Source organism: Streptomyces sp. NPDC000878, assembly GCF_053599695.1.
Genome location: NZ_JBSFMT010000028.1, coordinates 1 through 24,862, shown reverse-complemented (window position 1 = coordinate 24,862; position 24,862 = coordinate 1). Strand labels below are relative to the sequence as shown.

17 protein-coding genes and 1 CRISPR repeat array are annotated in these 24,862 nt (G+C 70.0%); of the genes, 9 read left to right on the top strand and 8 right to left on the bottom strand.

The window, feature by feature from the left end; all coding sequences use genetic code 11:
* Positions 1-58: 58 nt before the first annotated feature.
* The 7 genes from ACWDR4_RS24360 to ACWDR4_RS24330 all read right to left on the bottom strand — a co-directional run bounded on the left by ACWDR4_RS24360 (position 59) and on the right by ACWDR4_RS24330 (position 7,307).
* On the bottom strand, positions 59-1,573 hold the full coding sequence (locus tag ACWDR4_RS24360) for an ATP-binding protein (protein ID WP_450411578.1): 1,515 nt from the start codon (positions 1,571-1,573) through the stop codon (positions 59-61).
* Positions 1,574-1,593: 20 nt separating this feature from the next.
* On the bottom strand, positions 1,594-2,049 hold the full coding sequence (locus ACWDR4_RS24355) for a DUF6238 family protein (protein WP_450411576.1): 456 nt from the start codon (positions 2,047-2,049) through the stop codon (positions 1,594-1,596).
* Between the two features lie 43 nt (positions 2,050-2,092).
* Positions 2,093-3,562: an SCO6880 family protein gene (locus tag ACWDR4_RS24350; RefSeq protein WP_450411575.1), complete on the bottom strand. Its 1,470-nt coding sequence runs from the start codon at positions 3,560-3,562 to the stop codon at positions 2,093-2,095.
* A 106-nt stretch (positions 3,563-3,668) separates the two neighbouring features.
* Entirely contained in the window at positions 3,669-5,057 is a 1,389-nt protein-coding gene (locus ACWDR4_RS24345; RefSeq protein ID WP_450411573.1) for an SCO6881 family protein, read from the bottom strand.
* Between the two features lie 31 nt (positions 5,058-5,088).
* On the bottom strand, positions 5,089-5,775 hold the full coding sequence (locus tag ACWDR4_RS24340) for a hypothetical protein (RefSeq protein ID WP_450411571.1): 687 nt from the start codon (positions 5,773-5,775) through the stop codon (positions 5,089-5,091).
* A complete protein-coding gene (locus tag ACWDR4_RS24335; RefSeq protein ID WP_363173011.1) occupies positions 5,775-6,074 on the bottom strand; it encodes a DUF6112 family protein in 300 nt (99 codons plus the stop codon). The genes ACWDR4_RS24340 and ACWDR4_RS24335 overlap by 1 nt, the downstream gene beginning before the upstream one ends.
* Positions 6,075-6,164: 90 nt before the next feature.
* On the bottom strand, positions 6,165-7,307 hold the full coding sequence (locus ACWDR4_RS24330; protein ID WP_450411569.1) for a C40 family peptidase: 1,143 nt from the start codon (positions 7,305-7,307) through the stop codon (positions 6,165-6,167).
* 631 nt (positions 7,308-7,938) lie between these two features.
* Here ACWDR4_RS24330 and ACWDR4_RS24325 point away from each other — a divergent pair.
* Positions 7,939-8,688, top strand: coding sequence for a DNA-methyltransferase (locus ACWDR4_RS24325; RefSeq protein ID WP_450411567.1), 750 nt, complete (start codon positions 7,939-7,941; stop codon positions 8,686-8,688).
* A gap of 93 nt (positions 8,689-8,781) precedes the next feature.
* Here the strand turns inward: ACWDR4_RS24325 and ACWDR4_RS24320 are convergent, their stop codons facing one another.
* The gene (locus ACWDR4_RS24320; RefSeq protein WP_450411565.1) at positions 8,782-9,696 is read right to left on the bottom strand and encodes a DUF5655 domain-containing protein; all 915 of its coding nucleotides are present in this window, start codon (positions 9,694-9,696) and stop codon (positions 8,782-8,784) included.
* 456 nt (positions 9,697-10,152) lie between these two features.
* On the opposite strand from ACWDR4_RS24320, the gene cas3 reads away from it, so the two are divergent.
* From cas3 to cas2e, 8 genes are all read left to right on the top strand, one after another.
* Complete coding sequence (cas3, locus tag ACWDR4_RS24315) at positions 10,153-13,014, top strand: CRISPR-associated helicase Cas3' (protein ID WP_450411563.1); 2,862 nt, start codon at positions 10,153-10,155, stop codon at positions 13,012-13,014.
* Positions 13,015-13,693: 679 nt separating this feature from the next.
* Positions 13,694-15,274: a type I-E CRISPR-associated protein Cse1/CasA gene (gene casA, locus ACWDR4_RS24310; RefSeq protein ID WP_450411561.1), complete on the top strand. Its 1,581-nt coding sequence runs from the start codon at positions 13,694-13,696 to the stop codon at positions 15,272-15,274.
* Positions 15,275-15,305: 31 nt separating this feature from the next.
* Entirely contained in the window at positions 15,306-15,968 is a 663-nt protein-coding gene (gene casB / locus ACWDR4_RS24305; RefSeq protein ID WP_450411559.1) for a type I-E CRISPR-associated protein Cse2/CasB, read from the top strand.
* Positions 15,965-17,098: a type I-E CRISPR-associated protein Cas7/Cse4/CasC gene (cas7e, locus tag ACWDR4_RS24300; protein WP_450411557.1), complete on the top strand. Its 1,134-nt coding sequence runs from the start codon at positions 15,965-15,967 to the stop codon at positions 17,096-17,098. The genes casB and cas7e overlap by 4 nt, the downstream gene beginning before the upstream one ends.
* A complete protein-coding gene (cas5e, locus tag ACWDR4_RS24295; protein WP_450411555.1) occupies positions 17,095-17,868 on the top strand; it encodes a type I-E CRISPR-associated protein Cas5/CasD in 774 nt (257 codons plus the stop codon). The genes cas7e and cas5e overlap by 4 nt, the downstream gene beginning before the upstream one ends.
* Positions 17,865-18,509, top strand: coding sequence for a type I-E CRISPR-associated protein Cas6/Cse3/CasE (gene cas6e / locus ACWDR4_RS24290; protein ID WP_450411553.1), 645 nt, complete (start codon positions 17,865-17,867; stop codon positions 18,507-18,509). Before cas5e ends, cas6e begins: the two co-directional genes overlap by 4 nt.
* Before the next feature lie 56 nt (positions 18,510-18,565).
* Positions 18,566-19,495 (top strand): type I-E CRISPR-associated endonuclease Cas1e, encoded by a 930-nt coding sequence (gene cas1e / locus ACWDR4_RS24285; RefSeq protein ID WP_450411730.1) that lies wholly within the window; start codon positions 18,566-18,568, stop codon positions 19,493-19,495.
* A gap of 1 nt (position 19,496) precedes the next feature.
* Positions 19,497-19,823, top strand: coding sequence for a type I-E CRISPR-associated endoribonuclease Cas2e (gene cas2e / locus ACWDR4_RS24280; protein ID WP_450411551.1), 327 nt, complete (start codon positions 19,497-19,499; stop codon positions 19,821-19,823).
* Between the two features lie 17 nt (positions 19,824-19,840).
* A CRISPR array of direct repeats spans positions 19,841-23,477; the repeat unit is 29 nt; unit sequence GTGGTCCCCGCCGACGCGGGGGTGAACCG.
* Between the last annotated feature and the right edge of the window lie 1,385 nt (positions 23,478-24,862).

Sequence of the window (24,862 nt, the reverse complement as noted above, 5' to 3'; positions counted from 1 at the left end):
TCGCTGAAGAGGAGAACCGGAGCACGGCACCGGCTCCCTGCCAGAGGCGAGGGAAAAGTCAAGAACGGGTAATCTTGGACATCCGGGCGTCCGTGTCAAACAACTCGCGCTCCCGCGGATGCAGAAGATGTTGAGTAATGAACGATCGGCCCGCGACCTTCCACAGGCCACGCCCCTTGGTGAGAGCGGAGACGGCCTGCGTCTCGACGCCGGTGAGCCCCAACAGGGAAGCCGCTGAAGCAAGTTGGTCGGCTTCCTGGCGGTAGATGATCCGGGTGGAGCAGTCGGTGAGCAGGCCCTCGGCCAGGGCGCGGCCCCGGGAGCCGGCATCACCTGCCGCCAACAGGTCGCTGAGGCGGTGGATGACCATCAGGTTCGCGATACCGAGGCCGCGGGAGAGCTTCCACTGGCTCTGCATCCGTTCCAGCAGGGCGACATGGCGCATCACGCGCCAGGCCTCGTCGTAGATGACCCAGCGCCGGCCTCCGGCGGGGTCGGCGAGCGCGGACTCCATCCAGGCGGAGGCGCAAGTCATTGCCAGGACGAGCGCGGTGTCGTCGCCCGCGCCGCCGAGGCGGGACAGGTCGATGGACAGCATCGGCGCGCTCGGGTCGAACGCCACGGTGCTCGGCGCGTCGAACATGCCGGCCAAGTCGCCGTGCACCAGTCGGCGCAGCGCGTGGGCGAGGTCCTCGGCGGCATGCCCGAGTCGGCCGGACAACTCGCCGAGCGCGGCGTCGAGCCGCTCGGGGGAGCCGAGGACGTAGGCGACCTGGCCCAGCAGCGGAGTGGTGCCGTTGGCCTCGGCGTAGGCGACGACCTGGTCGAGTGCCACATCGAGGGCGGTGTGTTCCATGGGATGCAGCTCGCGCCCCAGGATCGTCTTCGCGAGCGAGCCGAGCAGCAGGAGGCGCCGCTTGCGGACCTCGCCCGTCCAGTCTTCCTCGCTGACGCCGTTCGGCCGGGCGGGCGCATCCAGGGGGTTGAGGCGTCCCGGCAGGCCGGGTCCGAGGGCGATGGTCTGACCGCCCAGCTCTTGGGCGACGACGGTCCATTCGCCCTTCGGGTCGCAGGGCACGTAGATCCGGTATCCGAAGGCCACGGCGCGTACGGCGAGGGACTTGGCCAGGGCTGACTTGCCCATGCCGATGATCCCGGCCAGCAGGATGTTGGGGTTCGTGAAGCCGTCGAGGCGCCCGTACAGGGCGAACGGGTCGTACGTGAACGCCGCTTCCGCGTGTACATCACGGCCGATGTAGATGCCCTGAGCGCCGAGGCCGCCCTCCGCGAGAAAGGGGTAGGCCCCGGACGCGGTGGCCGTCGTCATCCGGTGGGCGGGAAGCTTGAGACGGCCGCCGCGGGCGGACGTCGGACCGGGCCGGCCGCTGGCCGGGTAGGTGGCCCGAAGCTCGGGATCGAGACCGGGCGCGGTCGGGCGGGCTTCGGGACGTGCGGCGTGCCGGGCCTGGTCGCGGGCGGCGGCGAACTGATGACGGGCGGCGCGCGCCGTACGGCGGTCGCTCTTGCGCGGGACGAACAGCGGGCTGGCGCTGGCACGGGTACGAGAAGCCATGGTGGTGGTGCTCCTGGCGGTCAGTGGCGGGTGAGGCCGGTGAAGGGGTCGCGCAGATCGGCAGGGGTGTGGTCACGGCGGACGCGGGTGGCGGTGGCCAAGTGGCGCTGACACACGGTGAGTTCGGGCGCTCCCTCGGGCAGCCGGACCCGGCACGCCTTCCGGGTGGGCAGGCAGCCGGATCCGGGCTGAGGGGCGGCGTGGAACGCGGCGTGGAGGTGCTCGGCTGCCTGCCACAGCCGGATCCGGCACGCCCGCAGATGGTCGCCTTCCGCCCTGGCCACCGGGGTGGTCCGGGCGGTGTGGGCATCAAGCAGCCCGTACAGCGCGACGACGTGAGCGTGCAGGGAATCGAGCTCGGCACGGCCGGCGGCGACCGGGGCGACCGGCATGTTGATCGCCCGGTGGAAGTCGAGCGCGGCGGTGGCGAACGGGACGAAGTCCGGAGCCAGTTCGGGCAGGGGCTCGGTCGGCATGAAGGTGCCCTTCGGTAGAGCGCGAGACGGTGGTGCGGGTGCGCTACGGGCGGGCGAGGGGCAAGGCGGCGTTGGTGAAGGCCTCGGCCTGCTGCCAGGTCAGAAGGCGCAGGTCGACGAGGGCGGCGACGGCGGCCGTCTCGATCGCGGCGCACGCGGCGTTGAGCTGCTCGTCGGTATCGGCGCTGACGGTGAGTAGGCCGGTGAGGGCGACGTCGGCGTGTCCGGCGATCAGCTGGCGCTCGCGCTGCTTGATGTCGGCGTACTCGACCGAGTCCTCCTCGGAGTCGACCTGCCCCTTGCGCTGCCGCTCGGCGGCGTCCGCGATCACGGTGGCCTTGCGGCGCTGTACGTCCTTGAGCGCGGAGTCCAGTCCCTTGGGCTCGTACGTCAGCGAGAGCGTGCGGCGCACGCCGGAGGTGAACAGGAGCTGGTGCAGGAAGCCGGGGGAGGTCTCGATGCGGGGCCAGTTCTCGATCCAGAACGTGGCGTGGTGGGCCGAGTCGGTCTGGATCCGGTCGGCCTTCTCGATCAGGACGACGGGGCCGGCGGCAGCGGGCTCGGCCTGCGCTCGGCCGGAGGAGGACCACTGGTCCAGGGCGGCCGACGCCTTCGGGTCGTACGCGGTGCGGATCACGGCGGCGATCTCGGCCGCGTCCAGACAGCCGCCGGGCGTGAGACCGGCAGTGCGGGCGGCCTGGTCGAAGGTGGAGGTGAGCTGGGCCAGGACCGCGAAGGCGCCGGTGAGTCCGCCGCCGGCCTGGTTGATCAGACGGCGGGCGGCCTTGAGATCGAGGGCGAGCGCGACGTATGCCTCGTGCGGGGCTGCGGCCGGTCCGGCTGCGGCCAGCAGGTCGCTGTAGATCGGGCCAGCGAGGTGAGTCGCCTCGTTGCCGTGCTCGTGCCAGTAGCGGTTGAGCGCGTCGCCGGAGTCGGGCACCGTGCGCTCCAGGACCTGGACGCGGGCGATGTGCCCGGTGCGCGCCAGAGCGGCCAGCGTGCGCCCCCAGCCTGCGACGTTGCTGGACTGGGTGGCCGGGTCGAGCAGCGCGAAGGCACGCGAGGAGACCTTCACGACCGCGGTGAGCGTGCCGTGGTGGGGATCGTGCACCGCACCGAAACGGCCACGCGGGGCGGTGACCACGCGCAGGGACGCTGCCGTGCCCGGGAGATGGAGCAGGCCCTCGCGCTGCGGCCGGGTGGACGGTCGGGCGAGCCAGACCAGTTGGCCCCGGAAGCGGCGCAGTGTGTACCGGGCGGCGATGGGTGCCCAGTCGGCGAGGGACCGTCCGCGGTGGCGGATGAACACCGCCGCCAGAATGACCGCCCACAGCGGGATGAGCTTGAGTGCCCCGGCGACGCCGGAGGTGAGCAGCACCGCGAGCAGTAGCAGCCCGGTGATGGTGACGAGGATCAGCTGAGGAGCCGACAGGCCGAGCAGTACGCCGCGCCGCGAGCGGTGCGGGAACTTCACGGTGGCCGGGCCGTCAGGCTGAGAGGTGTCGGAGAGCATGGCGAAGCCGTCCTTGGAACGTGGAGAGCAAGAAAGAAAAGAGGGAGAGGAAACGGGGCGGGCGGCGCCGGAGGCGACCTGCGCCGCCCGCCCCGTCAGCCGACGTCTACGAGCCCGATCCACCCGGCGGCTGGGGATAGACCCACCGCTGCGGCGTGGCACCGCCCTGCGGAGAAGGCCCGCTCACCGGGGACGGCCCGGTACGCCGGGGTGCCGGCGGATCCAGATGCGTGACCTGCGGCTGCGCCACCCCCGCGCCCTGCGGCGTCGGTCCCGAGGAGACCGGTGCCGCGTCGGCCGCAGTCTCCTGCCCGGGGCGCTGGATCAGCGGCTGACCGCGGTCACCATCGGTCGGAGGCCGTCGGATCAGTGCCCGGCCCTTGTCGCCGGTGGCGTTCGGGTCCTCGCCGAAGCGGAAGCGAGTCTGCTTCGGCTGGCTGTCCCCGACCGACCCGCCGGTCGGGTCGATGCCGGAGGCGACACCGCCCGAGCCCTGGCCCGGAACCTTCGACGGGCCCTGCGGAGCCCGCATGCCGGTGCCGGCCTGCATTGCGACCTGGCCCGCGGTCTTCGCTGCACCGGCAGCAACCGCGACCCCGGCAACGCCCGTACGGTGCAGGTCGTCCTGGCCGCCGCCGTCGGCCGCCCAGTGCACGAACTTGTACGTGGCGTAGGGACACAGCATCACCAGGACCATCACGACGATGCCCGCCATCGCGTCCGACAGGGCGGAAAGCCCGTCGGAGGCGTCGCTCTTACCCATGGCCGAGACACCCAGCAGGAACACGATCGTCATCAGCAGCTTGCTGACGATCAAAGTGCTGGTCGCCTCGATCCAGCCGCGTCGCCAGCGGCGCGCCACCTCCCAGCCACCGCCCGCGCCGGCGAACACCGCGAGCGTCACCAGGACCAGGATGCCGACCTTGCGGGCGACCATCACCGCCCAGTACAAGAAGGCGCCGATGGCACACCCCAGGCCGACCATGGCGGGGATCGTCCAGCCCAACGCGTACATCGGGCCGAGGTTGTTGACCTCGATGACGCGGCGGATCGCGTCGTCGACCGAACTGTTCGCCGCCTTGAACAGCCCGGCGGACAGCGCGTCGACCACAGTCAGTGCGACGGTGGTACAGGCGATGGCGGCGAACGCGAACAGGACACCCGCCACCGTCCCGGTCACCGCCTGCGCGAGAGCGCGCTCGTCACGACGCCAGGCCGCCCGCATCAACTGCAGACAGAACGTGCCGACGGTCAGCACGAGACCGATGGGCAGCAGCAGCTCGTAATTGTTGCGGAACCACTCCGCGTTGAGATCGACGGCCGTGGTCTTGTCGACGGCCGTCGAGGCGAGGGCGGCGGCGGACTGGGCCAGCTCGCCCATCGACTTGGCGATCCAGGCACCGATGCCATCGGTGATTGCCTCGCCGGTCGAACCGACAACGCCGCCGACGGTGTTGCACACCGTGTCCATCAGGGGAAGGTCACAAGCCCCCATGAGGGCACCTCCTTTCGGGGATTGGGGGCGATCAGGGCGCGACGCTCGGCAGCACGCCGACCAGGGCGCAGGCCTGGTCGGGGCGGCACTGGACGGCGAGCGTCGTGGAGCGGGACTCGGCTCCGGCCCCGGCGCCCTTCCAGGCGATGGACTGCTTGCCGGTGACCGTGACGGCGTAGACGTACGCCTCGGATATCGCGCCGGGGTCCTGGGCCAGGGCGGTCTTGAACGCCTGCGGGAAGTGGCCCTCGCCGACCTTCGCGGTCGCGTGCTGGTCGTTGTCGTGCATCCGAGACCACAACACCGGGGTGGGCACCTGATCGGAGACGGACGTCCAGTCGGCGTACTTCTTCTCGCTGGTCATCCAGCGCTTGAGCCCGGCGATGTGCTCGGCCTGGGAGAAGGCGCGAGTGTCGTACGTCCACAGGACCTTGGTGGCCGCCTTGGCGAAGGCGATCGGGTCGCTCGTCCGGAGCGGCGGCGCAACGGCCTCCCGCTTGCCGTCGGTCGCCGTCGGCGAAGCCGCCCGCGGCGTGGACGTCGGAGTCGAGGAGGGCTTCGCCGGGGCGGAGCCTTCTGCGCGGGTCAGATACGCGAGGAGACCGGCGACGGCCAGCAGCACGGCGAGGACGAGACTGCCCAGCAGGGCACGTCGCAGGACCGAGGACGGTGCCCCGTACGTGCGCTCCTGAGTGATGAGGGACCGTTTCTTCGGCATCAGTGGACCTGCGTCCCCATCGCCGAGAAGAACGCGACGATGCCGTTGGCCGCGCCGAGCAGCAACGCGCACCCGGCGGCGATGACCGTGCCCTTCTTCCCGTTCGCCTCGGCCTGGTGACCGCCGCTGTGGTGGCCCCACGCCCAGACGATGGCGGAGATGGCCATGGCGCCGACCACGGCGATGATCCCGAAGAGGTTGATCGAGGAGATGACGTTCTTCAGCACGTTGAGGCCGGGAAGACCGCCCTCCTTCGGCGTGATGCCGGGGTTGTACGCCAGGTACTGGGCGTGCTGCATGAGCTTCACTTGGAACTCCAGTGCGAACGTGGGCGCGCGAGGGCCCGAGAGGGAGGGGGCGGAGCGAGGGAAGGGGGGAGAGGAGGCCGGTCAGACGACTCGGCGGGCGGCGAGGATGTCTGCACGCCAGTCGGCAAGGGTCGAGATCTTGACCACGTCGCCGGTCTTGGGGGCCTGCAGGATCAGCCCCTGTCCGATGAACATCCCGACGTGTTCCGGCACTTCGGCCGTGCCGCGGGTGAACAGGAGGTCACCCGGCTGGAGAGCATCGACGCTGACCGCCTTGCCCTCCTTGACCTGCGTGTACGTCGTCCGGGAGATCGAGATGCCGCCAGCCTTGTACGACGCCTGCATCAATGACGAGCAGTCGCACCGGCCCATCGGGTCCTGGCCGTGCGGAGCGGAACACGTGCCGCCCCACTGATACGGGGTACCGAGCTGCCCGAGCCCCCAACGGATCGCCGTACGCACCGACTTGGGCGCACTCGTCGGGATCTGGTACCCCTCGGGGACGGCTCCTGCGGGAATCGGGCCGAACGAGGACCCGTCCTCGCCGGTGTCGCACCCAGCAGCGGCCGAGGAGGTCGCCTGCTCGACCTCATTGCCCGTGTCGCCGTCTTCGCCGGAACTACCGTTCTGGTCAAGCGACTTGGCGATGGCGTTCTGAAGGGCCGTGGCCAGCGGCTCCCACTTCGCGTACGCCTCGGGGAAACCGCTCTTCTGAACCGCCTGCGCGGCCTGGGTGACGGTCATCGACTGCCAACCCGAGACCTTGAGCAGGCCCTCGTAGAACTTCGTCGAGGCGTGCACCGGATCACGAACCTGCGCAGCCGTACCCCAACCCTGACTGGGACGCTGCTGGAAGAGACCGAGCGAATCCCGATCACCGTAGTCCAGATTCCTAAGCCCCGACTCCTGTAGAGCCGTGGCCAGGGCAACGATCTGCCCCCGCGCCGGCACCTTCATCGCGACGCCGGTGGCCTGGATCGTCTTGGCGTTCGGTATCTGCTCCTCGGGATCATCCAGTCCCGAAACGGACACCGACCCCTTACCGTCGCCCTTGAGGATCGACTCCACCTGCTTCGCGACCGCCGCGCTGTCCACAGCCTGCGCGCCGTCGGCGGCACAGGAGGCCTGGGCGCTGCTCGAACCAGCGAGAGCGACAGCGACCGGAACGATCAACAACGTCGGGCTGAGAGCCACGGCCCCCGCTATGGCAACGACCTTCTTCACCGGCGCTGTCCGAACACCGAACGGCGGTTCAGGGAACTTGGCCCTGGGGATGGGCGCGCCTGGGCATGCTGCATCGGCAGCTCCTTACTCGTAGGCAGCGCGGAACAGGCGTTCTCGTCGAAAAGGCCACCAGCACCGCGCCGGTTATGAATTCGCAATCCCTGAGGGAGGCAGGGAAACCAGGGCCGGGAGCTGCTAACTCCCGGCCGCTGGGCTCCTCACTGGAAAGCGGCAGCCAGCCGCGCTCGTAATCTCACTCGCCACATGGGGAGCCCACTTCGCCGATTAGGAAGCCAGTCGGTGGGATGTCAGGCACGCTGCCCTTTGGACGGAACAGCACGCATCGACACAGCTCAGCAGGGGCGGAACCAGATCCCGTCCTGCGAACACGGCGAGACTGTAGGGACGAAAACCGGCCGCACCAAACGACCCGTGCCTCGGACGGTTTCAGGTTGCTGAACGCAGAGCCGACTCATTGGGTGCGGCCGGAATCCGGGGTTAACCTCCAGCGCATTGCTCGGCCTGGAAGCTGCTTCCGTAGTTCCGCGGAGCGACCCATGCCGACGTGCGCAGCCCTCCCCGAATGGAGAAATACGCGCACGACCGCCTCCCTGAAAGAGAGAACCGCGCAATGCCGTACACCCTGTACCGAGGCGACGCGCTGACCGCCCTCGCCGGCATCCCCGACAACAGCGTCGACGCCGTGATCACCGACCCGCCCTACAACAGCGGCGGCCGAACGAGCAGCGAGCGCACCGGCCGCTCCGCGCGCGCGAAGTACACCTCAGCCGACGCCGAACACGACCTCGCCAACTTCCCCGGAGAGAACCGCGACCAGCGCTCGTACGGCTTCTGGCTCACCCTCCTGCTCACCGAGTCCTACCGCGCGACTGTCGAATCCGGCACCGCGCTCGTCTTCACCGACTGGCGGCAGTTGCCGACGACAACGGACGCGCTCCAGGCCGCCGGGTGGACCTGGCGGGGGATCGCCTCGTGGCACAAGCCGGTCTCCCGGCCGCAGAAGGGCCGACTCAAGCAGTCGTGCGAGTACATCGTCTGGGGAACCAAGGGGCCCGTCGATGCCAACCGGAACCCCGTCTACCTCCCGGGTCTCTACACAGCGAGTCAGCCCCGGAAGCACCGCGTGCACATCACGCAGAAGCCCGTGGAAGTGCTGCAGGAGCTGGTGAAGATCTGCCCGCCGGGTGGAACGGTCCTCGATCCGTTCGCCGGCTCGGGGACGACGGGCGTCGCCGCACTGCGGGAGGGGCGTCGGTTCGTAGGGGTCGAGCTCTCCGAGCACTATGCGGACATCGCGGAGCAGCGGCTTCAAGGTGCTTTGACCCAGGGCGACTTCGAACTCGCCGGGCCCGAGGAGTGAGACCGGGAAGCCCCGGCAGCAGGGGCATAGCGCAGAAGCGGGCGGTTGTTCCACCACTCTGGTGGAACAACCGCCCGTGGTCATGCGGGGGGCTTACGCTGCCTCGACGCTCCGCTGGATCAGGTCGGTCGCTCGTACGAGGTCATCGCGCGAGCCGATCCGCACCTCGACGCCGTCACGGATTCCGAGGGCCCCGAGGCCGCGCATATCCCGGGAGAAGCCCTCCCGTAGTCCGACGGTTTCCGGATCCAGCCTCAGATTGACCACGAGGAGCCGGTTGCGCGGTTGCACGCGCACCGTGGCCACATTCATGATCCGTCGGTAGGCGACGTAGTGGAGCTGGGGCTCCTTGAGTACATCTCGGTGGGACAACAGCAGCTCGTCGAGGTCCGCGTACAGCCCCTTGAGATCCTGAGGCGACTCGTCGAGATACTGCTGGACCGACTTCGGTGACGCAGACGTTGCTTCGGTCGATCCCGACGCTCTGCCCCGTGAGGATGTGCGGTTACCGCCGACGGACGCGATGAGCTGCAGCGTGAGTACATCTTCAAAGACCTGGTACGTCATCAGGTCGATCCGGTGACCGATCATCTCCACGGCCACCGTGTCGTGGCGGGTGAAGGCGCCGGCGACGCAGACGATCCGTGGAGTGCTCCAGTCGATGTCCGCGGCAGCCTGGTCGCCAAGCTTCTCCCGGGTCAGACTTTCGAACTCGTGATGGTGGTCGTGGAGCCACCAGAGGTATGAGAGCCCCTGACTGATGACGTTCTGGTCGCGGTTGCGCTTGTACTCGACGATGACCGGCGTGCCGTTCTCGTCCAGCCCGAGGGAGTCGATCCGGCCTCCGTGATGGCCGGTGCGGTACTCGGTGGCCAGGAAGCGGATACCGAGCATCGCCTCCATATTGGCCTCGATCAGCCGCTGCAACTCCACCTCCACCCCAACGGACGCTCCCAAGACCTCCGTTGCCTGCCCGCCTCTCACCCTGAAGACCTTCAGATTGCTCATGAACCTCCCCCACCTCACCTTGATCGCCGAAAAGGAACAATGGAGGTCAGGAAGCATTTATTCCGGTCCCAGTTGGATCAGCCTTCACACCCAGTGGGACTGCTCACTGCCGGAGGCACCCACCTCGAACAGTGTCGTTGGCTGGCTGTGGCGAGCACGAAGCCGCTGGGCTCCGCTGCAGGTGCCTTATCTGTGGCGTCGGCGACTTCGACGGCGTTGCCGTTCAAGGTGGTGAGGACCTGGGCGGTGTCTCCGTCCTCAGCGACTTTTCGCCCGCACGATGGAAACACCAACTCCCGCGTGTTGCTGGAATTGCCGTCCCTGCCGAGGCGGGGCGAACCGATGTGGATCTGAGAGATGGCCAGGCTTCGGCGGGCCGATCCCGCTGACATGGAGGTGTCAGTGGTCTGTGGTTGTGTCAGGGGGCGGGGATGTGGTTGATGCGGAGAAGGAGACATGGTGCTTGGTGCATCTGCCGAGGTGGATGAGTCGGCATGGGGGAAGGCTCGGGGGCTGGATCGGGAGTTGGGCCCGTACCCGTTGGTGCGGCATCTGCTGGATGCGGCGGCCGTGGCGCTGTTCCTGTGGGATCACTATCTGTCCGAGGGACAACGGCTTTGTATCGCGGCCGGGTTGGGGATGCCGGGCGATCCTGGCCGGGCTCGGCTGTGGACCGCGATGTGCGCCGGGCTGCATGACATCGGGAAGCTGTCGGGCTTTCAGCTGTGCGATGTCCGCGCTCGTGAGCAGCTGAGTGACGCCCTGTCCAAGGACCGGGGTCGTATCGGCGTCGATCGTATCCCGCACGAGGTCGCCGGGATGCACTCGGCTGCCGAGGTCTTGGCGGCTCTCGGGTTCCGGGAGGGCGACAACTCGGTGAACGGGGCTCTGCGGCGGGTCGGGGAGATCATCGGGGGACATCACGGCCGTTTCCACGAGTCCACGGGCATGCACCCGGCGAACATGGATCTGCTGGGCGGTCCGGCTTGGGCGCGGCAGCGGGTCGCGCATGCCGGTGCCGTCTTCGGGGTGCTGGGCCGCCCGGCTCCGCCCGAGCGGGTGGAGGCACCGGCGGCGGTCCTGGTGACGGGCGTCGTGATCCTGGCGGACTGGCTGGTCAGCCAGGAGACCTATCTGCGCAAGCGGCAGCGGGAGTTGGATGAGTCACCGGCCGCGCATTTTCATCAGTCGTGTGTCGATGCCGAGGGCCTGGTGCACGGGGCGGGCCTGCTGCCCGTGGAGCTGGAGCGCAAGGGTTTCGCTGAGGCGTACGGGATCACCGGAGAGCCGAATCCACTGCAGCGGTCGGTGGCGGAGGAACTCGCCGAGGCCTTCACCCGGTACAAAGACCCGTCCGAGGGCGGGCGGCGGGGCGGCATCCTGCTGGTGACGGCCGCGCCGGGGGACGGCAAGAGCGAGACCGCTCTGGAGGCGGAGCGCGTGCTGTCGGCGCGGTTCGGCACGCGCGGGTTCGTCTTCCTGCTGCCGACCATGGCGACCAGCGACCAGATGTATGGGCGGGTGGCCGGGGTGGTGGCCCGGCAGGCGGGGCCGGATGCCGGGCTCACGCTGACGCACAGCATGGCCTGGCTGAACAGCGCCTACGCGGAGGACGAGCCGGGCACGCTGAGGGTGCTGACGTGCGAGGGGGACGAGGAAGACGAGACGGACGGGCCGGCGCGGCGCGAGGCGGCCATGAGGCCGCGGCGCTGGCTTCGCGGTGCCAAGCGGGCGCTGCTGGCCCAGTTCGCGGTCGGCACGGTGGACCAGGCGCTGCTGGGAGTGCTGCCGGTACGGCACAACGCGCTGCGCCTGCTGGCGCTGTCCGGCAAGACGTTCATCCTGGATGAGGCCCATGCCTACGACCCGTACATGCAGGTGCTGTTGGGCAGGCTGCTGAACTGGCTGGGCGCGTACGGGGTGCCGGTCATTCTGCTGTCCGCCACGTTGCCCGCCTCGGTCAGCGACCAGCTGATCAAGGAGTACCTGCGGGGGACGGGCCATGCCACGTCAGAGCTGAAGAAGCGTACGTTCGCAGCCCCGTATCCGGGATGGCTGTACGTGGACGCGGCGGACGGTGCGAGCATCCGGATGTCGCCGGCGCGGCAGCAGGAGCAGGCCGCCGAGCGGCCCATGAACCTCGTGGTGCGGGTCGAGCCAGTGGTGCACGGCGACGGCGGGGGACAGCGAAACCGGCTGGCGGTGATCCGGCGGTTGCTGGAGCCGGTGATCGACGGTGCGGGCGGCTGCGCGCTGGTGGTGTGCAACACCGTCGCCGAGGCCCAGCAGACCTATCTGAGTCTGGCCGAGCTGCTGCCGTCGAATGGTGAGGATGGGGTGCAGTTGCTGCACGCCCGGTTTCCGGGTGACGACCGTGAACGGCGTACGCAGGCGGTCACGGCCGGGCTGGGGCGGCACGGGCCGCGCCCCGAGCGGCGGATCGTGGTGGCGACTCAGGTCGTCGAGCAGTCGCTCGACCTGGACGCGGACGTGGTCATCAGCGACCTGGCTCCGCTGGCCTTGTTGTTGCAGCGGGCGGGCCGCTGCTGGCGGCACGAGACCTGGTGGGCGAAACACGGTCGGCCGCAGGGCCGGGAGCGACCGGCCTGGGCGGCGCAGCCGCAGCTGGTCGTGCTGGACCCGCTGGCCGCAGGTCGCGGAGTGCCGGTCCAGTGGGGCGAGGTGTACGCGGAATTCCTCCTGCGGGCGACATCGGAGGTGCTGGCCCGGCGGGGCACGCGGCCGGTGGCGATTCCGCAGGACGTCCAGGAACTGGTCGAAGTGGTGCACGGCGACCGTGCGGACCGGTTCGTCTGGAGTGATCCGGAGCAGTCGGAGGCCTGGACCGCCTACCGGGGCAAGGAGATCGCAGAGCGTAGTGTCGGAGACGTCCTCGTCATCCCCCGGGCACGCAGCGTGCCGGGACTGGACGCGCTGCATCATCTGCGGGGCGCGGAGGAGGAATGGGAGGCGGCGACCCGGCTCGGCGCCGACGCCGTGCGCCTGCTGTGCGTCTACACCCACGCCGACGGCACGACCACCCTGGACCCCGAGGGCGGTCGGCGGCTTCTGGGCCTGGACGGGGACCTGGCGGCGGCGCAGGTGCGGGCAGTGATGGCGCGCACCATCCCGGTCAACGTCGACTGGTTCAAGGGCAAGTTGGATGCCCACCGGGTTCCGGACGGGTGGGTGGAGCATCCGCTGCTCGGTGATCTCGTCGTGCTGCGGCAGCCGGTCGCCGGGGGCCGGGTGAAGCCGGTTCCGGTGGGCGACAGGAGCCTTTACCTGGATCCGGAGTTGGGACTCGTGCGCGAGTAGGACAGAGCAGACCCGCCTCCTGCCGGGCGTGCCTTGGCAGTTGGCCGGACCCGACTGCGGATTTGTGCGCAGTGCACGGGCTGTGTTCCTTCATCCGGCCACCCCCGCTTCGGCGAGGAGATGGTGGCTCCGCCCTGGTTCACGCCCGTGAGGATCCTAGTCGCATCCGACGGTGCGTCTCGGTGAGCGCCAGGAGAACTGCGCCGCAGGTCGTTGCCAGGACTGGTGTCGGTCGAAGAACCAGAATCACCACGACCAACAGCACCAGCAGCGGGAAAGTCCAGGTGCTGGGCCAGGCCGGTAACGGGAGCGATGGGATGAGCCGTGACAAGGGGTCCTCCTCATGGGGACGGCGGCTGGCTACGTCTGCCGAGTCCGATGATGCCCCAGGAACCGGAACGGCCGCAGGAGAACCGTCAAAGCCAACCGGACCTTCCACCTTCCATGCCAGGCTGGGCACTCCACCTTCTACATCAGGCTGGACCTTCCGTCATGTGTCGGCGGTATCGGGCCTCAAGCCCTCTGAGGCACACGGTAGTTCGATCTGACTGCTTGCGGTCAGGCGTTGTCAGTGGCGGCTGCTTCACTGTGCCCACGGCTTCGCCTGTCACTACGAGAGTGGAGCGCGGGGACGCGTCGTGCCCGCGTGCGGCGAGACGAACAGAACAAGGGAGGGGATATGACTCAGGGGTTTGATCTGCGTGAGGAGCCCTGGATTCCGGTCCGGTGGGCGGATGGTGCGTCCAGCCGGTGCGGGCTGCGGGAACTGCTGCACCGGGCCCACGAGATCACGGACCTGGAGTTACCCGTGCCACCGGCCGCGTCCGGGCTGCTGCGCATCCTCGCGGCGATGGCCGCGCGCATCGCCCGTGATGCCGACGGGGTGCGGCTGGACGACGGAGACGTGGCCGAGGAGATTGCCACCTGGCTGGAGACCCGTGACCGTGTGCTCGATGAGGGCCGGTTCGACTCCAAGGCCGTCGACGCGTACCTCGATGAGCAGGTGCCCGCGGGGCGCTTCGACCTGTTCGACCCGCTGCGGCCCTTCCTCCAGGACCCTCGGCTGGCGGCAGAGTGCGTGGATGCGCAGGGCAGCTCGAACCCGTCGGGGGTGAACAAGCTGGTCTTCGGCAGGCCCACCGGGGTCAACGGGGCCGTGCTGTTCGGGCACTTCACCGACGGCGAGCCGGTGGCGGTACCGGCGGCCGAGGCCGCCTGGCACCTGATCGCCCAGCTGTACTGCGGGCCGTCCGGACAATGCACCCCTCGGCGTATCACCGAGGTACGCCCGGGCAGCGGGGACGCTGGCCCGCTGCGCAAGGCGGTCTCCTACCATGCGTGGGCTCCGGACCTGTTCACCACTCTCGTGCTGGCCATCCCGGTGCCAGTCGACACCCCTGACACCGACGTGCCGGATGAATCCCCCTGGGAGACAGAGGAGTTGCCGCATCCGCTCGCACGACTGACGGAACTGACCTGGCCGGGGCGCCTTTTGACCGGACGGTTTCGGCACGCGGTGCTGCTGGTGCCGTCCGCGGACCGCACCGCGGCCGTCAACGCATACATCACCTGGTCCACTCATGAACCCAGGCTCGCCGCCCGTGATCCGTACGTCATCCTCGATCGCAGTAAGGAGGGCCAACTCTACATCCGCGAAGCGGACGGGGAACGGGCCCTTTGGCGGGATGTCGACGCGCTGCTGCTGATGGACGGCAGCCACGCCACGCTTCGGCCGCGCAACCTCAACAGCCTGCCGCTGGGGCTGCGGCAGCGCCTGTCGGTTCGGGCCTACGGATTTGACCAGGACGGCCAGCAGAAGGACACGACCTGGTTCGAGGCCACAACTCCGCCCATCCTGCACTGGCAGGAAGAGACCGATCCACAGATGGCCCGCCATCTGGCGCGCTGCCATCAGGCCGCCGAAGAGGTGGGCGACCGCCTGGAGTTCGCCGCTCGCCTGGCCTGGAGACTCGCCACCGACGCCAGCGCCGCTACGACAACCACGGTCAAACTCGACCGGCGCAAGCCCGGCCCGTGGGCTAAGGCGGCCATAGGCCGTTACTGGCCCGTGGCCGAGCAGGAGTTCTGGCAGATGGCCCACGACGACCGGCGCGACACTGCGCCGCTGCCTCCCTTCGTGACGGTCGCACTGATGGCCCTGGACGACGCCACTGGAGCGGCCAACCGGGCCGACATCCGGGTGGTCCGCGCCCGCGCCCGCGCCCGCTCGGCCCTCCGCGCTCTTCTGCGCGCCTCCTGACCCGCCATCCAGCCATTCAAGGAATCCATCCATGACTGCTGCTCCCTTGCCTCCGGAGCCCGCGCCGGCACCTGTTGCCCGGCCACGGGCGTCCGAGGCGTTCGTCGGATACGTTCTGTCGCTGTGTGAGAACAAGCGGACCCAGTCCGACCTGCGTACGGGACTGGGCCAGCCCGTCGAGCGCTGCAACTACCTCCATCGCCATCTGGTACGGCGCCTGCCCGAGCGGATGCACCGTGATGCTCGGAGGTCCCACTATGCGGTGGCCGCCTTGATCGCCGCCCGCCCCCGCGCGGCACGCACCGCCGACGCCGAACGTGCCGATTCCACGGACACCGAACGGGGGTGGCACGGGCGGCCCAATCTCGGAGCCAGCCTGGCCGCCGCGGTCAACGCCCAGATCATCAAGGCCGGTTCGGCCGAGGACGACCTGCACCTGTACAGCCGCCAGAGCAGCGATGCCCTGTACACGCGGCTGCCCGCGATGACCCGGCATCTGCTGTCCGGCGGCATCGCCATCGACTGGGCGGTGCTGCTGGAGGACCTCACCTGGTGGGACCGCGACCGCGACCGCATCGCGACCCGCTGGCTGGAGAGCTACTTCCGCGCTCTCCACCCGGACGCCGCCGACGAACCCGCCGGCACTGCTGTTTCGACCGACACCCCTGACCTGCACGAGGAGACTTCCGCATGACCGCCGCCCTGTACCTGGACCTGAGCGCTCTCCAGTCGGTCCCGGCCGCCAACCTCAACCGCGACGACCTCGGCTCACCCAAGACCGTTCGCTACGGACACACCCCCCGCATCCGGGTCTCCAGCCAGTCCTGGAAGCGGGTGATCCGCCACGGCGTCGAGCAGGACCTGGGCGAGAAGGCCGCCCGCACCCGGATGGTGCCGGTCAAGGTCCGCCAGGCCCTCGAACGGGAGGGATGGCCGGCGGAGCTGGCCGAGTTCGCCGGCGCTCAGATCGCCGCCAGCGCGGGCAAGAAGGGCATCGGCACGGAGCAGGGGGGCCACACGTCGGTCCTGCTGTTCCTGCCCGAGAGCGGCCTGGAGGAGCTGGTTGCGGTCTGCGTCGAGCACCGTGACGGCCTGGAGAAGGACCTGGGCAAAAAGAAACCCGGACAGATCCTCCCGGTGGAGCGCATCGTGGAGATCCTCAAGCGGCGCACCGCCTCCATCAGCCTGCTGGGGCGGATGCTCGCCGAACTGCCGGGCGCCAACGTCGACGGCGCCGCCCAGGTCGCCCACGCCTTCACCACCCACGCCGCCGAGCCGCAACGCGACTACTTCACCGCCGTCGACGACTGGCTCGGCGACGCAGACACCGGCAGCGGCCACCTGGACACCAGCGAGTTCAGCGCCGGCGTCTTCTACCGCTACGCCACCGTCAACATCACCGACCTGCTGACCAACCTGGACGGCGACACCAAGGCCGCACGCACCGTTCTCGGCTCCTTCGCCGAACACTTCCTGCTCTCCCTGCCCCAGGCCAAGAAGAACAGCACCGCCCCCCACACCGTCCCCGACCTGGCCTACCTCGCCGTGCGCACCCAGCGGCCTCTCTCCCTGGCCGCCGCCTTCGAAACACCGGTCAAGGACAGCGACGGAGGCTTCGCCCGCACCTCGCGCCAGGCCCTGGCCGCCCACGCCGACCAACTCAACCGGCTTACCGGCAACCGCAACCGCCCCTTCCACGGCCATGCCGCCGTGAGCGACGAGGCCGTGGACCTCGCCGCCCTGGGCACAGCCCACGACTCCTTCTACGACCTGATCGACGCGGCCCTGGACACGGCCCTGCCCACCGCCGGAGACAACGCGTGAGCGGCCTGCTGCTGCGGCTCGCCGGACCCCTGCAGTCCTGGGGGGAACGCTCGGCCTTCACCCCGGACCGCGACACCGCGCCCTTTCCCACCCGCTCCGCGCTCACCGGCATGTTCGCCGCCGCTGAAGGCATCCACCGCCACAACGCCGCCGCCCTGGAGCACTACCGGGCACTGCAATTCACCGTCCGTGTCGACCGGCCCGGCACCCGGATCGTCGACTACCACACTGTCGGCGGCGGACAGCCCAAGGAAAAGACAGCCGCCACCAGCGGTGGCAGCAACAAGGGTGCCGCCGTCATCACCCGCCGCCACTACCTGGCCGACGCCGTCTTCATCATCGCCGTCGACGGCCCCCACGACACCCTTACCCGCATCGCCGACGCGCTTCACCAGCCACACTGGTCCCCCTACCTGGGCCGCCGCTCCTGCGTCCCCGACGAGCCGCTGCTGCTGCGCACCCACACGGCAGACCCGGTCGACGACCTGCTGCACCACGTGCCGCTCAGCCCGGACACCGCCAGACCCGCACCCCGCGAGGACAGCGTCCCGGTCACCTTCTGGTGGGAACACCCGAAGGCACACCAGAGCGGCGGCGTGGACGGGCTGAACCTGTACGACATGCCGCGCAGCTTCGCCCCGCACGATCGCGGCCACGACCGCCGCCACCTCTACCGCACGGTCGAACGCCTGCCCGCCCGCCTCGCGGTGAGCCCCCACACCCTGCACCGGCAACTGATCGACTACGCGACGAAAGAGGGTTCCGCATGAGCGCGGCGCTCGCCTGGATCCGCCTCAACCCGCACCACCGTGCCGTCCAGCGTGACCTGCACGACGCCACCCAGATGCACCGCACCCTGATGCGCCTGGTCCCCGACAACCTGGGCGACGCTCCCCGTCAGAAAGCCGGGCTCCTCTACCGCCTCGACGAAACCGACACCACCAGCACCCTCCTCGTCCAGGCCGCCACCCTGGACCCCGCCCGCCTGCCCCACGGCTACGGTGACACCGAACTCAAGGACCTCACCCCCATGTTCGGCGCCCTGACCAAAGACCGCCCGATCCGCTACCGCATCGTCGTCAACCCGGTCAAAACCGAGCGCCTGTCCCTGGACCACAAAGGACAGCGCGGACAGCGCATCCCGCTCACCGGCCAGGAAGCCGACCAGTGGTGGACCCGCCGGGCCACCGAAGCCGGCCTCCACCTGCACACCATGCTGCCCACCCCGCTCGACCCCGCCCGCCCCCGAGCCGGCCGAGCCTCCCTCGGACGCCACCACCTCGTCCGCTACGACGGAACCGCCACCGTCACCGACCCCGAAGCCCTCACCCACGCCGTGCTGACCGGCATCGGACGAGCCAAGTCCTACGGCGCCGGCCTGCTCAGCCTCGCCCCTGCACCCCGTAAGTGAGCACACACAACGGGGGCGGCGACGCCCGCAGACGCCTCGCCGCCCCCACTCTCGCCATGCTCCCGCGCATCGCGGACTCCCTGTCCTTCCTCTACCTCGACATGGTCCGCGTCGTGCAGGACGACACCGGAGTCTGCGCCCAGATCCGCGTGGACGACAACCGGACCGACACCGTCTACATCCCTACCGCCGCACTCACCTGCCTGCTCCTGGGCCCCGGCGTCTCCATCACCACCCGCGCCCTGGCCACTCTCGCCCGCCACGGCACCAGCGTCATCTGCACAGGCGCAGGAGGCGTCCGCGCCTACGCCGGCGTCCTGCCCGACTCCCTCACCACCCGCTGGCTCGAACAGCAGGTGAGCGCCTGGGCCAACCCGGAACAGCGACTGGACGTCGCCACCCGCATGTACGAGATGCGCTTCGGCGACGACACCGTCCCCCACGGAACCACCCTCGCCCAACTACGCGGCCTGGAAGGCCAACGGATGAAGGCCCTCTACAAACTCCACGCTCAAAAACAGGGCATCGGCCGTTTCCGCCGCAACTACCACCCCGACCAGTGGCACCAGCAAGACCCCGTCAACCTCGCACTGTCCGCCGCCAACACCTGCCTGTACGGCATCATCCACGCCGCGGTCCTGGCCCTGGGTTGCTCACCGGCCCTCGGCTTCGTCCACACCGGCACCCAGCACGCCTTCGTCTACGACATCGCCGACCTCTACAAAGCCGACACCACTCTGCCCGTCGCCTTCGCCCTCCACCAGGCCACCGACCCCGAACAGCAGGCCCGCCGAAAATTCCGCGAAGAACTCCGTCTCCTGCGCCTCCTGCCCCGTGTCATCGGCGACATCCAAACGCTCCTCACCCCGAATGCCGAGATCGACGACGACCTGACCGAACGCAACGACGTACGCCTCGTCCACCTCTGGGACCCGAAAACGGGCACCCTTCCCGCAGGCGTGAACTACGCACCGGACGGCGAATGACATGCCCTCCATGCTCGTCATCGCCACCACCGCCGTCCCCGACCACCTCCGCGGCGCCCTCAGCCGCTGGACCACCGAAGTCGTCCCCGGCATTTTCGTCGGCACCGTCTCGGCCCGCGTACGCGACCAACTCTGGGACGCCGTAGCCGAAGTCGTCGCGGACGGCGCCGCTGTTCTCGTACACCCCGCCCCAACGGAACAGGGCTACGCCATCCGAACGGCCGGCACTCGACGACGTGTCCCCGCCGACTTTGACGGCCTCACCCTCATGCGGATGAGCGCAGACCCGCAGCCAAGGTCGGCAAAGGGAAGGCAAAGCGAGAGCTAGGCTGCAGGTCACGAAGTGTGGTCCCCGCCGACGCGGGGGTGAACCGGTCAGCCCAGATGTACCGGACGGTGATCGATCGTGGTCCCCGCCGACGCGGGGGTGAACCGACGTTCGAGCTGGAGGCCCGTTACCGCAAGGGGTGGTCCCCGCCGACGCGGGGGTGAACCGACCGGGCCCGGCGACGCAACGGCGTCCTGTACGTGGTCCCCGCCGACGCGGGGGTGAACCGGGTCCGGGCAACAACGGGCGGGAGACGGCCGCGTGGTCCCCGCCGACGCGGGGGTGAACCGTCGATCAGCCACAGTTCGAGGCTCCGGCCGGGGTGGTCCCCGCCGACGCGGGGGTGAACCGTTCCCCGGCCGCTACATGAGCCGCCAGCTCATGTGGTCCCCGCCGACGCGGGGGTGAACCGTACAGGAGTGCCCCGCGGATCTCCGCCTTGCGGTGGTCCCCGCCGACGCGGGGGTGAACCGGTGACTGGCTCCGGTGTCGCCACGGTCGCCGTGTGGTCCCCGCCGACGCGGGGGTGAACCGGTGAGGGTCGGGTCGATGACGGCGTAGAGGTGGTGGTCCCCGCCGACGCGGGGGTGAACCGCGGTTCACCCTCGCAGCCGTCGACACCGGGGCGTGGTCCCCGCCGACGCGGGGGTGAACCTTCCGCGCAGAGATCGAGATCGGGTTCGTCCTGGTGGTCCCCGCCGACGCGGGGGTGAACCGCCTTCGGTCTCCAGCTCCAGGAGGAGGGCCAGGTGGTCCCCGCCGACGCGGGGGTGAACCGTTGGTGTTCTCCGTCATGTCGCGCTGGTCGACGTGGTCCCCGCCGACGCGGGGGTGAACCGCCCGCGTACGACGAAGTGATCTGGCGGCGTACGTGGTCCCCGCCGACGCGGGGGTGAACCGTCGCCGTGGTGGCAGCAGTTCAAGACGGAGCTGTGGTCCCCGCCGACGCGGGGGTGAACCGTGTCAGGGCTGCGGCCGTGCGTTGCGCAAGAGGTGGTCCCCGCCGACGCGGGGGTGAACCGTCGTCCCTCGGGGATGCCGCCGGGCAGATGGGGTGGTCCCCGCCGACGCGGGGGTGAACCGACCCTCAGCTACACGCTGAAGGCCGCGGACGCGTGGTCCCCGCCGACGCGGGGGTGAACCGCACATGGCCGCCGGGAGCGAGGCGCGGGTGTCGTGGTCCCCGCCGACGCGGGGGTGAACCGGTCGTCCTGACCAACATTCAGACCCGTTACGCGCCCCTGTGGTCCCCGCCGACGCGGGGGTGAACCGCCGATTGAGCACGAGATGTGGGACGCGATCATGTGGTCCCCGCCGACGCGGGGGTGAACCGATGTACGCCCGCATGCTGCCCGGATCCCTGGCGTGGTCCCCGCCGACGCGGGGGTGAACCGCCGATTCATGGTCTTCGGTGCGGCGAACTCAAGTGGTCCCCGCCGACGCGGGGGTGAACCGTCGGGGGCGTTGGAGAGGGCCAGCCGGTCGGGGTGGTCCCCGCCGACGCGGGGGTGAACCGGCCGCGGGCGTCCTGCTGGAGGTCGAAGACTCGTGGTCCCCGCCGACGCGGGGGTGAACCGTCCCCGCCCAGATCCAACGGCACCGTGAACGCGTGGTCCCCGCCGACGCGGGGGTGAACCGATCACCCGTCCGAGGAGCCCGCCGTGCACGCGGTGGTCCCCGCCGACGCGGGGGTGAACCGCCGCCGTCCTCGCCATCCGGCGGGGCCTGGCCGTGGTCCCCGCCGACGCGGGGGTGAACCGCCGCGGGGACCCTCATGGGCTAGCCCCTCGGGGTGGTCCCCGCCGACGCGGGGGTGAACCGTTGGCCGTCCACGGGGCGGGCTCGGTGAACGCGTGGTCCCCGCCGACGCGGGGGTGAACCGGCGTCGCAGGAGGGGCACGGCGCGTCCTGGGCGTGGTCCCCGCCGACGCGGGGGTGAACCGGAGCCGGGGACCTTCGAGCCGCCGGAACCCCCGTGGTCCCCGCCGACGCGGGGGTGAACCGTTCGACACAGCCGACGATGAGGGCCCGAGCCCGTGGTCCCCGCCGACGCGGGGGTGAACCGGTGTGCTTCGGTCTCGGCCTGATCGTGTCCCCGTGGTCCCCGCCGACGCGGGGGTGAACCGTCCCGGACTGGTACGGCCTCCTGTGCACCGACGTGGTCCCCGCCGACGCGGGGGTGAACCGGTGTCCAAGGTCGCCGTCGGCCAGGTCGGCGGGTGGTCCCCGCCGACGCGGGGGTGAACCGTTCACGGTGTTCTCCATCCGGGCAGATGCGGGGTGGTCCCCGCCAACGCGGGGGTGAACCGAACGCCGACGCCCCGGGAGCCCTCCAGGCCGCGTGGTCCCCGCCGACGCGGGGGTGAACCGCGCTTCCATGAGGTGCCTTCCTTACGGGGGTTGTGGTCCCCGCCGACGCGGGGGTGAACCGTCCGTTGTGGGTGAGGCCCTCACCCTTCCCGCGTGGTCCCCGCCGACGCGGGGGTGAACCGTCGAACGGATCGCGGATCGACGCCGAGAGCGGGTGGTCCCCGCCGACGCGGGGGTGAACCGCCGGTCGGTGTCAGCGGCCGGGCTCAGGACGCGTGGTCCCCGCCGACGCGGGGGTGAACCGTCTGCCCAGGTCAGCCCGCCCGGCGGGAAGCTGTGGTCCCCGCCGACGCGGGTGTGAACCGGCGTCCGGGTTTGCCGGACGACCCGCCGTCGCGGTGGTCCCCGCCGACGCGGGGGTGAACCGTCGGCTCCGTGGCTGGTCACGATGTGGGTCATGTGGTCCCCGCCGACGCGGGGGTGAACCGGTTGAGGATGCTGCACCCGAACGCCCTCACGAGTGGTCCCCGCCGACGCGGGGGTGAACCGCACGGCCGGCCGACGTTCCGTGAGACGGAGCCGTGGTCCCCGCCGACGCGGGGGTGAACCGGAGAAGCAGCTCGGCGAGCTGGTCACCAAGGCGTGGTCCCCGCCGACGCGGGGGTGAACCGTGGGCGGAGGTCAAGGAAGGTCTCAGGGATGAGTGGTCCCCGCCGACGCGGGGGTGAACCGCCGTCGGGGTCGACACGCCGGCGGCGGCACGGGTGGTCCCCGCCGACTCCGGGGTGAACCGCAGCCACCGTGGTACCAAGTGTCACGACAGCCGTGCTCCCCGCCAACGCGGGGGTGAACCGGCCGGGTGGGAGTGGGACAGGGTCGCGATCCAGTAGTCCTCGCCGACGCGGGGGTGAACCGACCGCGTACGGGGACATCGCCGTCCTGCTGCAGTGGTCTCCGCCAACGCGGGGGTGAACCGCGGATCGAGGCGGCGGAGCGTGCGGCAGAACTGTCGTCCCCGCGGACGCGGGGGTGAACCGGTGACGACGAGGCCGAGGATGGCGGACAGGCTGTGCTCCCTGCCGACGCGGGGGTGAACCGTCCCGGGGTGAAAGCCCTCGATCGGGCTGGACGTGTGGTCCCCGCCGACGCGGGGGTGAACCGGACTACCTCGACCTCGCCCGCACCACCCTCGCGTGCTCCCCGCCGACGCGGGGGTGAACCGATCCCCGGGATCATCGCGATCACGTCCACCGAGTGGTCCGCGCCGACGAGGGGGTGAACAGCCGGACGGCTCCGAGGCCACGACCAAGCTGCTGTGGTCCCGGCTGACGCGGGGGTGAACCGTCAGCCCTGAACGGGGCTATCGGCCTGGCCAAGTGGTTCCCGCCGCCGCTGCGTCCACGGCCCGGATGCGCCCTACGGTGGTGGCCCCCGCCGACGCGGGGGTGAACCGTCTCCGAAATGAGCCGCGGCATCAAGCTCATGGTGGTCCCGCCGACGCGAGGGTGAACCAAACATGGCCAAGGCCCTCAACGACGCGTCCGGGTGCTCCCTGCCGATGCGGGGGTGAACCGACCCGATGAAGGCGGAGTTTGCCCCTGTCGTGGTGGTTCCTGCCGATTCCGGGGTGAACCGGAGTGGATCGAGGCCCGGGACGTCACCGACCGGTGGTCCTCGCCGACGCGGGGGTGAACCGTACGTTTACCGCGACGTCCGGATGTGCCTGGAATAATCCCCGCCGAAGCGGTGGTAAACAAGGTGGCTGGCGACTCGGAGCCGTGGTCCCTGCCGACGCGGGGGTGATCCGAGACGGAAGCCAAGTTGCCGCCGACGAGCCGTGTGGTCTCCGCCGACGCGGGGGTGAACCAAAGTGGCCCGGCGCCGTCGTCGTGATCAATCCGTGCTCCCCGCTGACGTGGGGGTGAACCGTTCTGGTTCGAGCACGTCCAGGCCAAGGTGCCGTGCTCCCCGCAGACGCGGGGGTGAACCGAGTAGGAACACGACTGGAGCGATCACGCCGAGGTGCTCCCCGCCGACGCGGGGGTAAACCGGTGTCGACGAGGGCATGGCAGTGGGCGACAGGGTGGTCCCTGCCGACGCGGGGGTGAACTGCTGCACCCGCAGCACTTCGGGGCTGGATACTGGTGCTCCCCGCTGACGCGGGGGTGAACCATGCCTGTGCAGGCGGGTCTCGCTGGAGAGCAGGTGCTCCCGGCCGACGCGGGGGTGAACCGAAGGGTTTCGTCAAGCTGGCCTGCGCCGACCCGTGCTCCCCGCCGACGCAGGGGTGAACCGCAGGCCCAGGAGGTCACCGCAGTACTGCGCGCGTGGTTCCTGCCGACGCGGGGGTGAACCACCGTGGGTCAACGGCATGGAGCGGCCCACCACCTGCTCGCCGCCGACGCGGGGGTGAACCGGACGTCACGACCTACGCCAGCCTCGACTGGAAGTGGTCCCCGCCGACGCGGGGGTGAACCTTCGCCTAGGCCGACCAGGGCTGCGGCGATCTTGTGGTCCCCGCCGACGCGGGGGTGAACCGGAGAAGTGACCTTGCTTCCCACCCTCACGGGCGTGGTCCCCGCCGACGCGGGGGTGAACCGAACCGCAGCGCCATCACGGCGGCGCTCGCTTGGTTGGCTTTGTAGGTGAGTCTTGAGGCCAGTTGTGGGTGGGTTCTGACTCCAGTGATGTCGGTGGGCAGTTGATGTCGGTGAGTTCTGACTCCACTT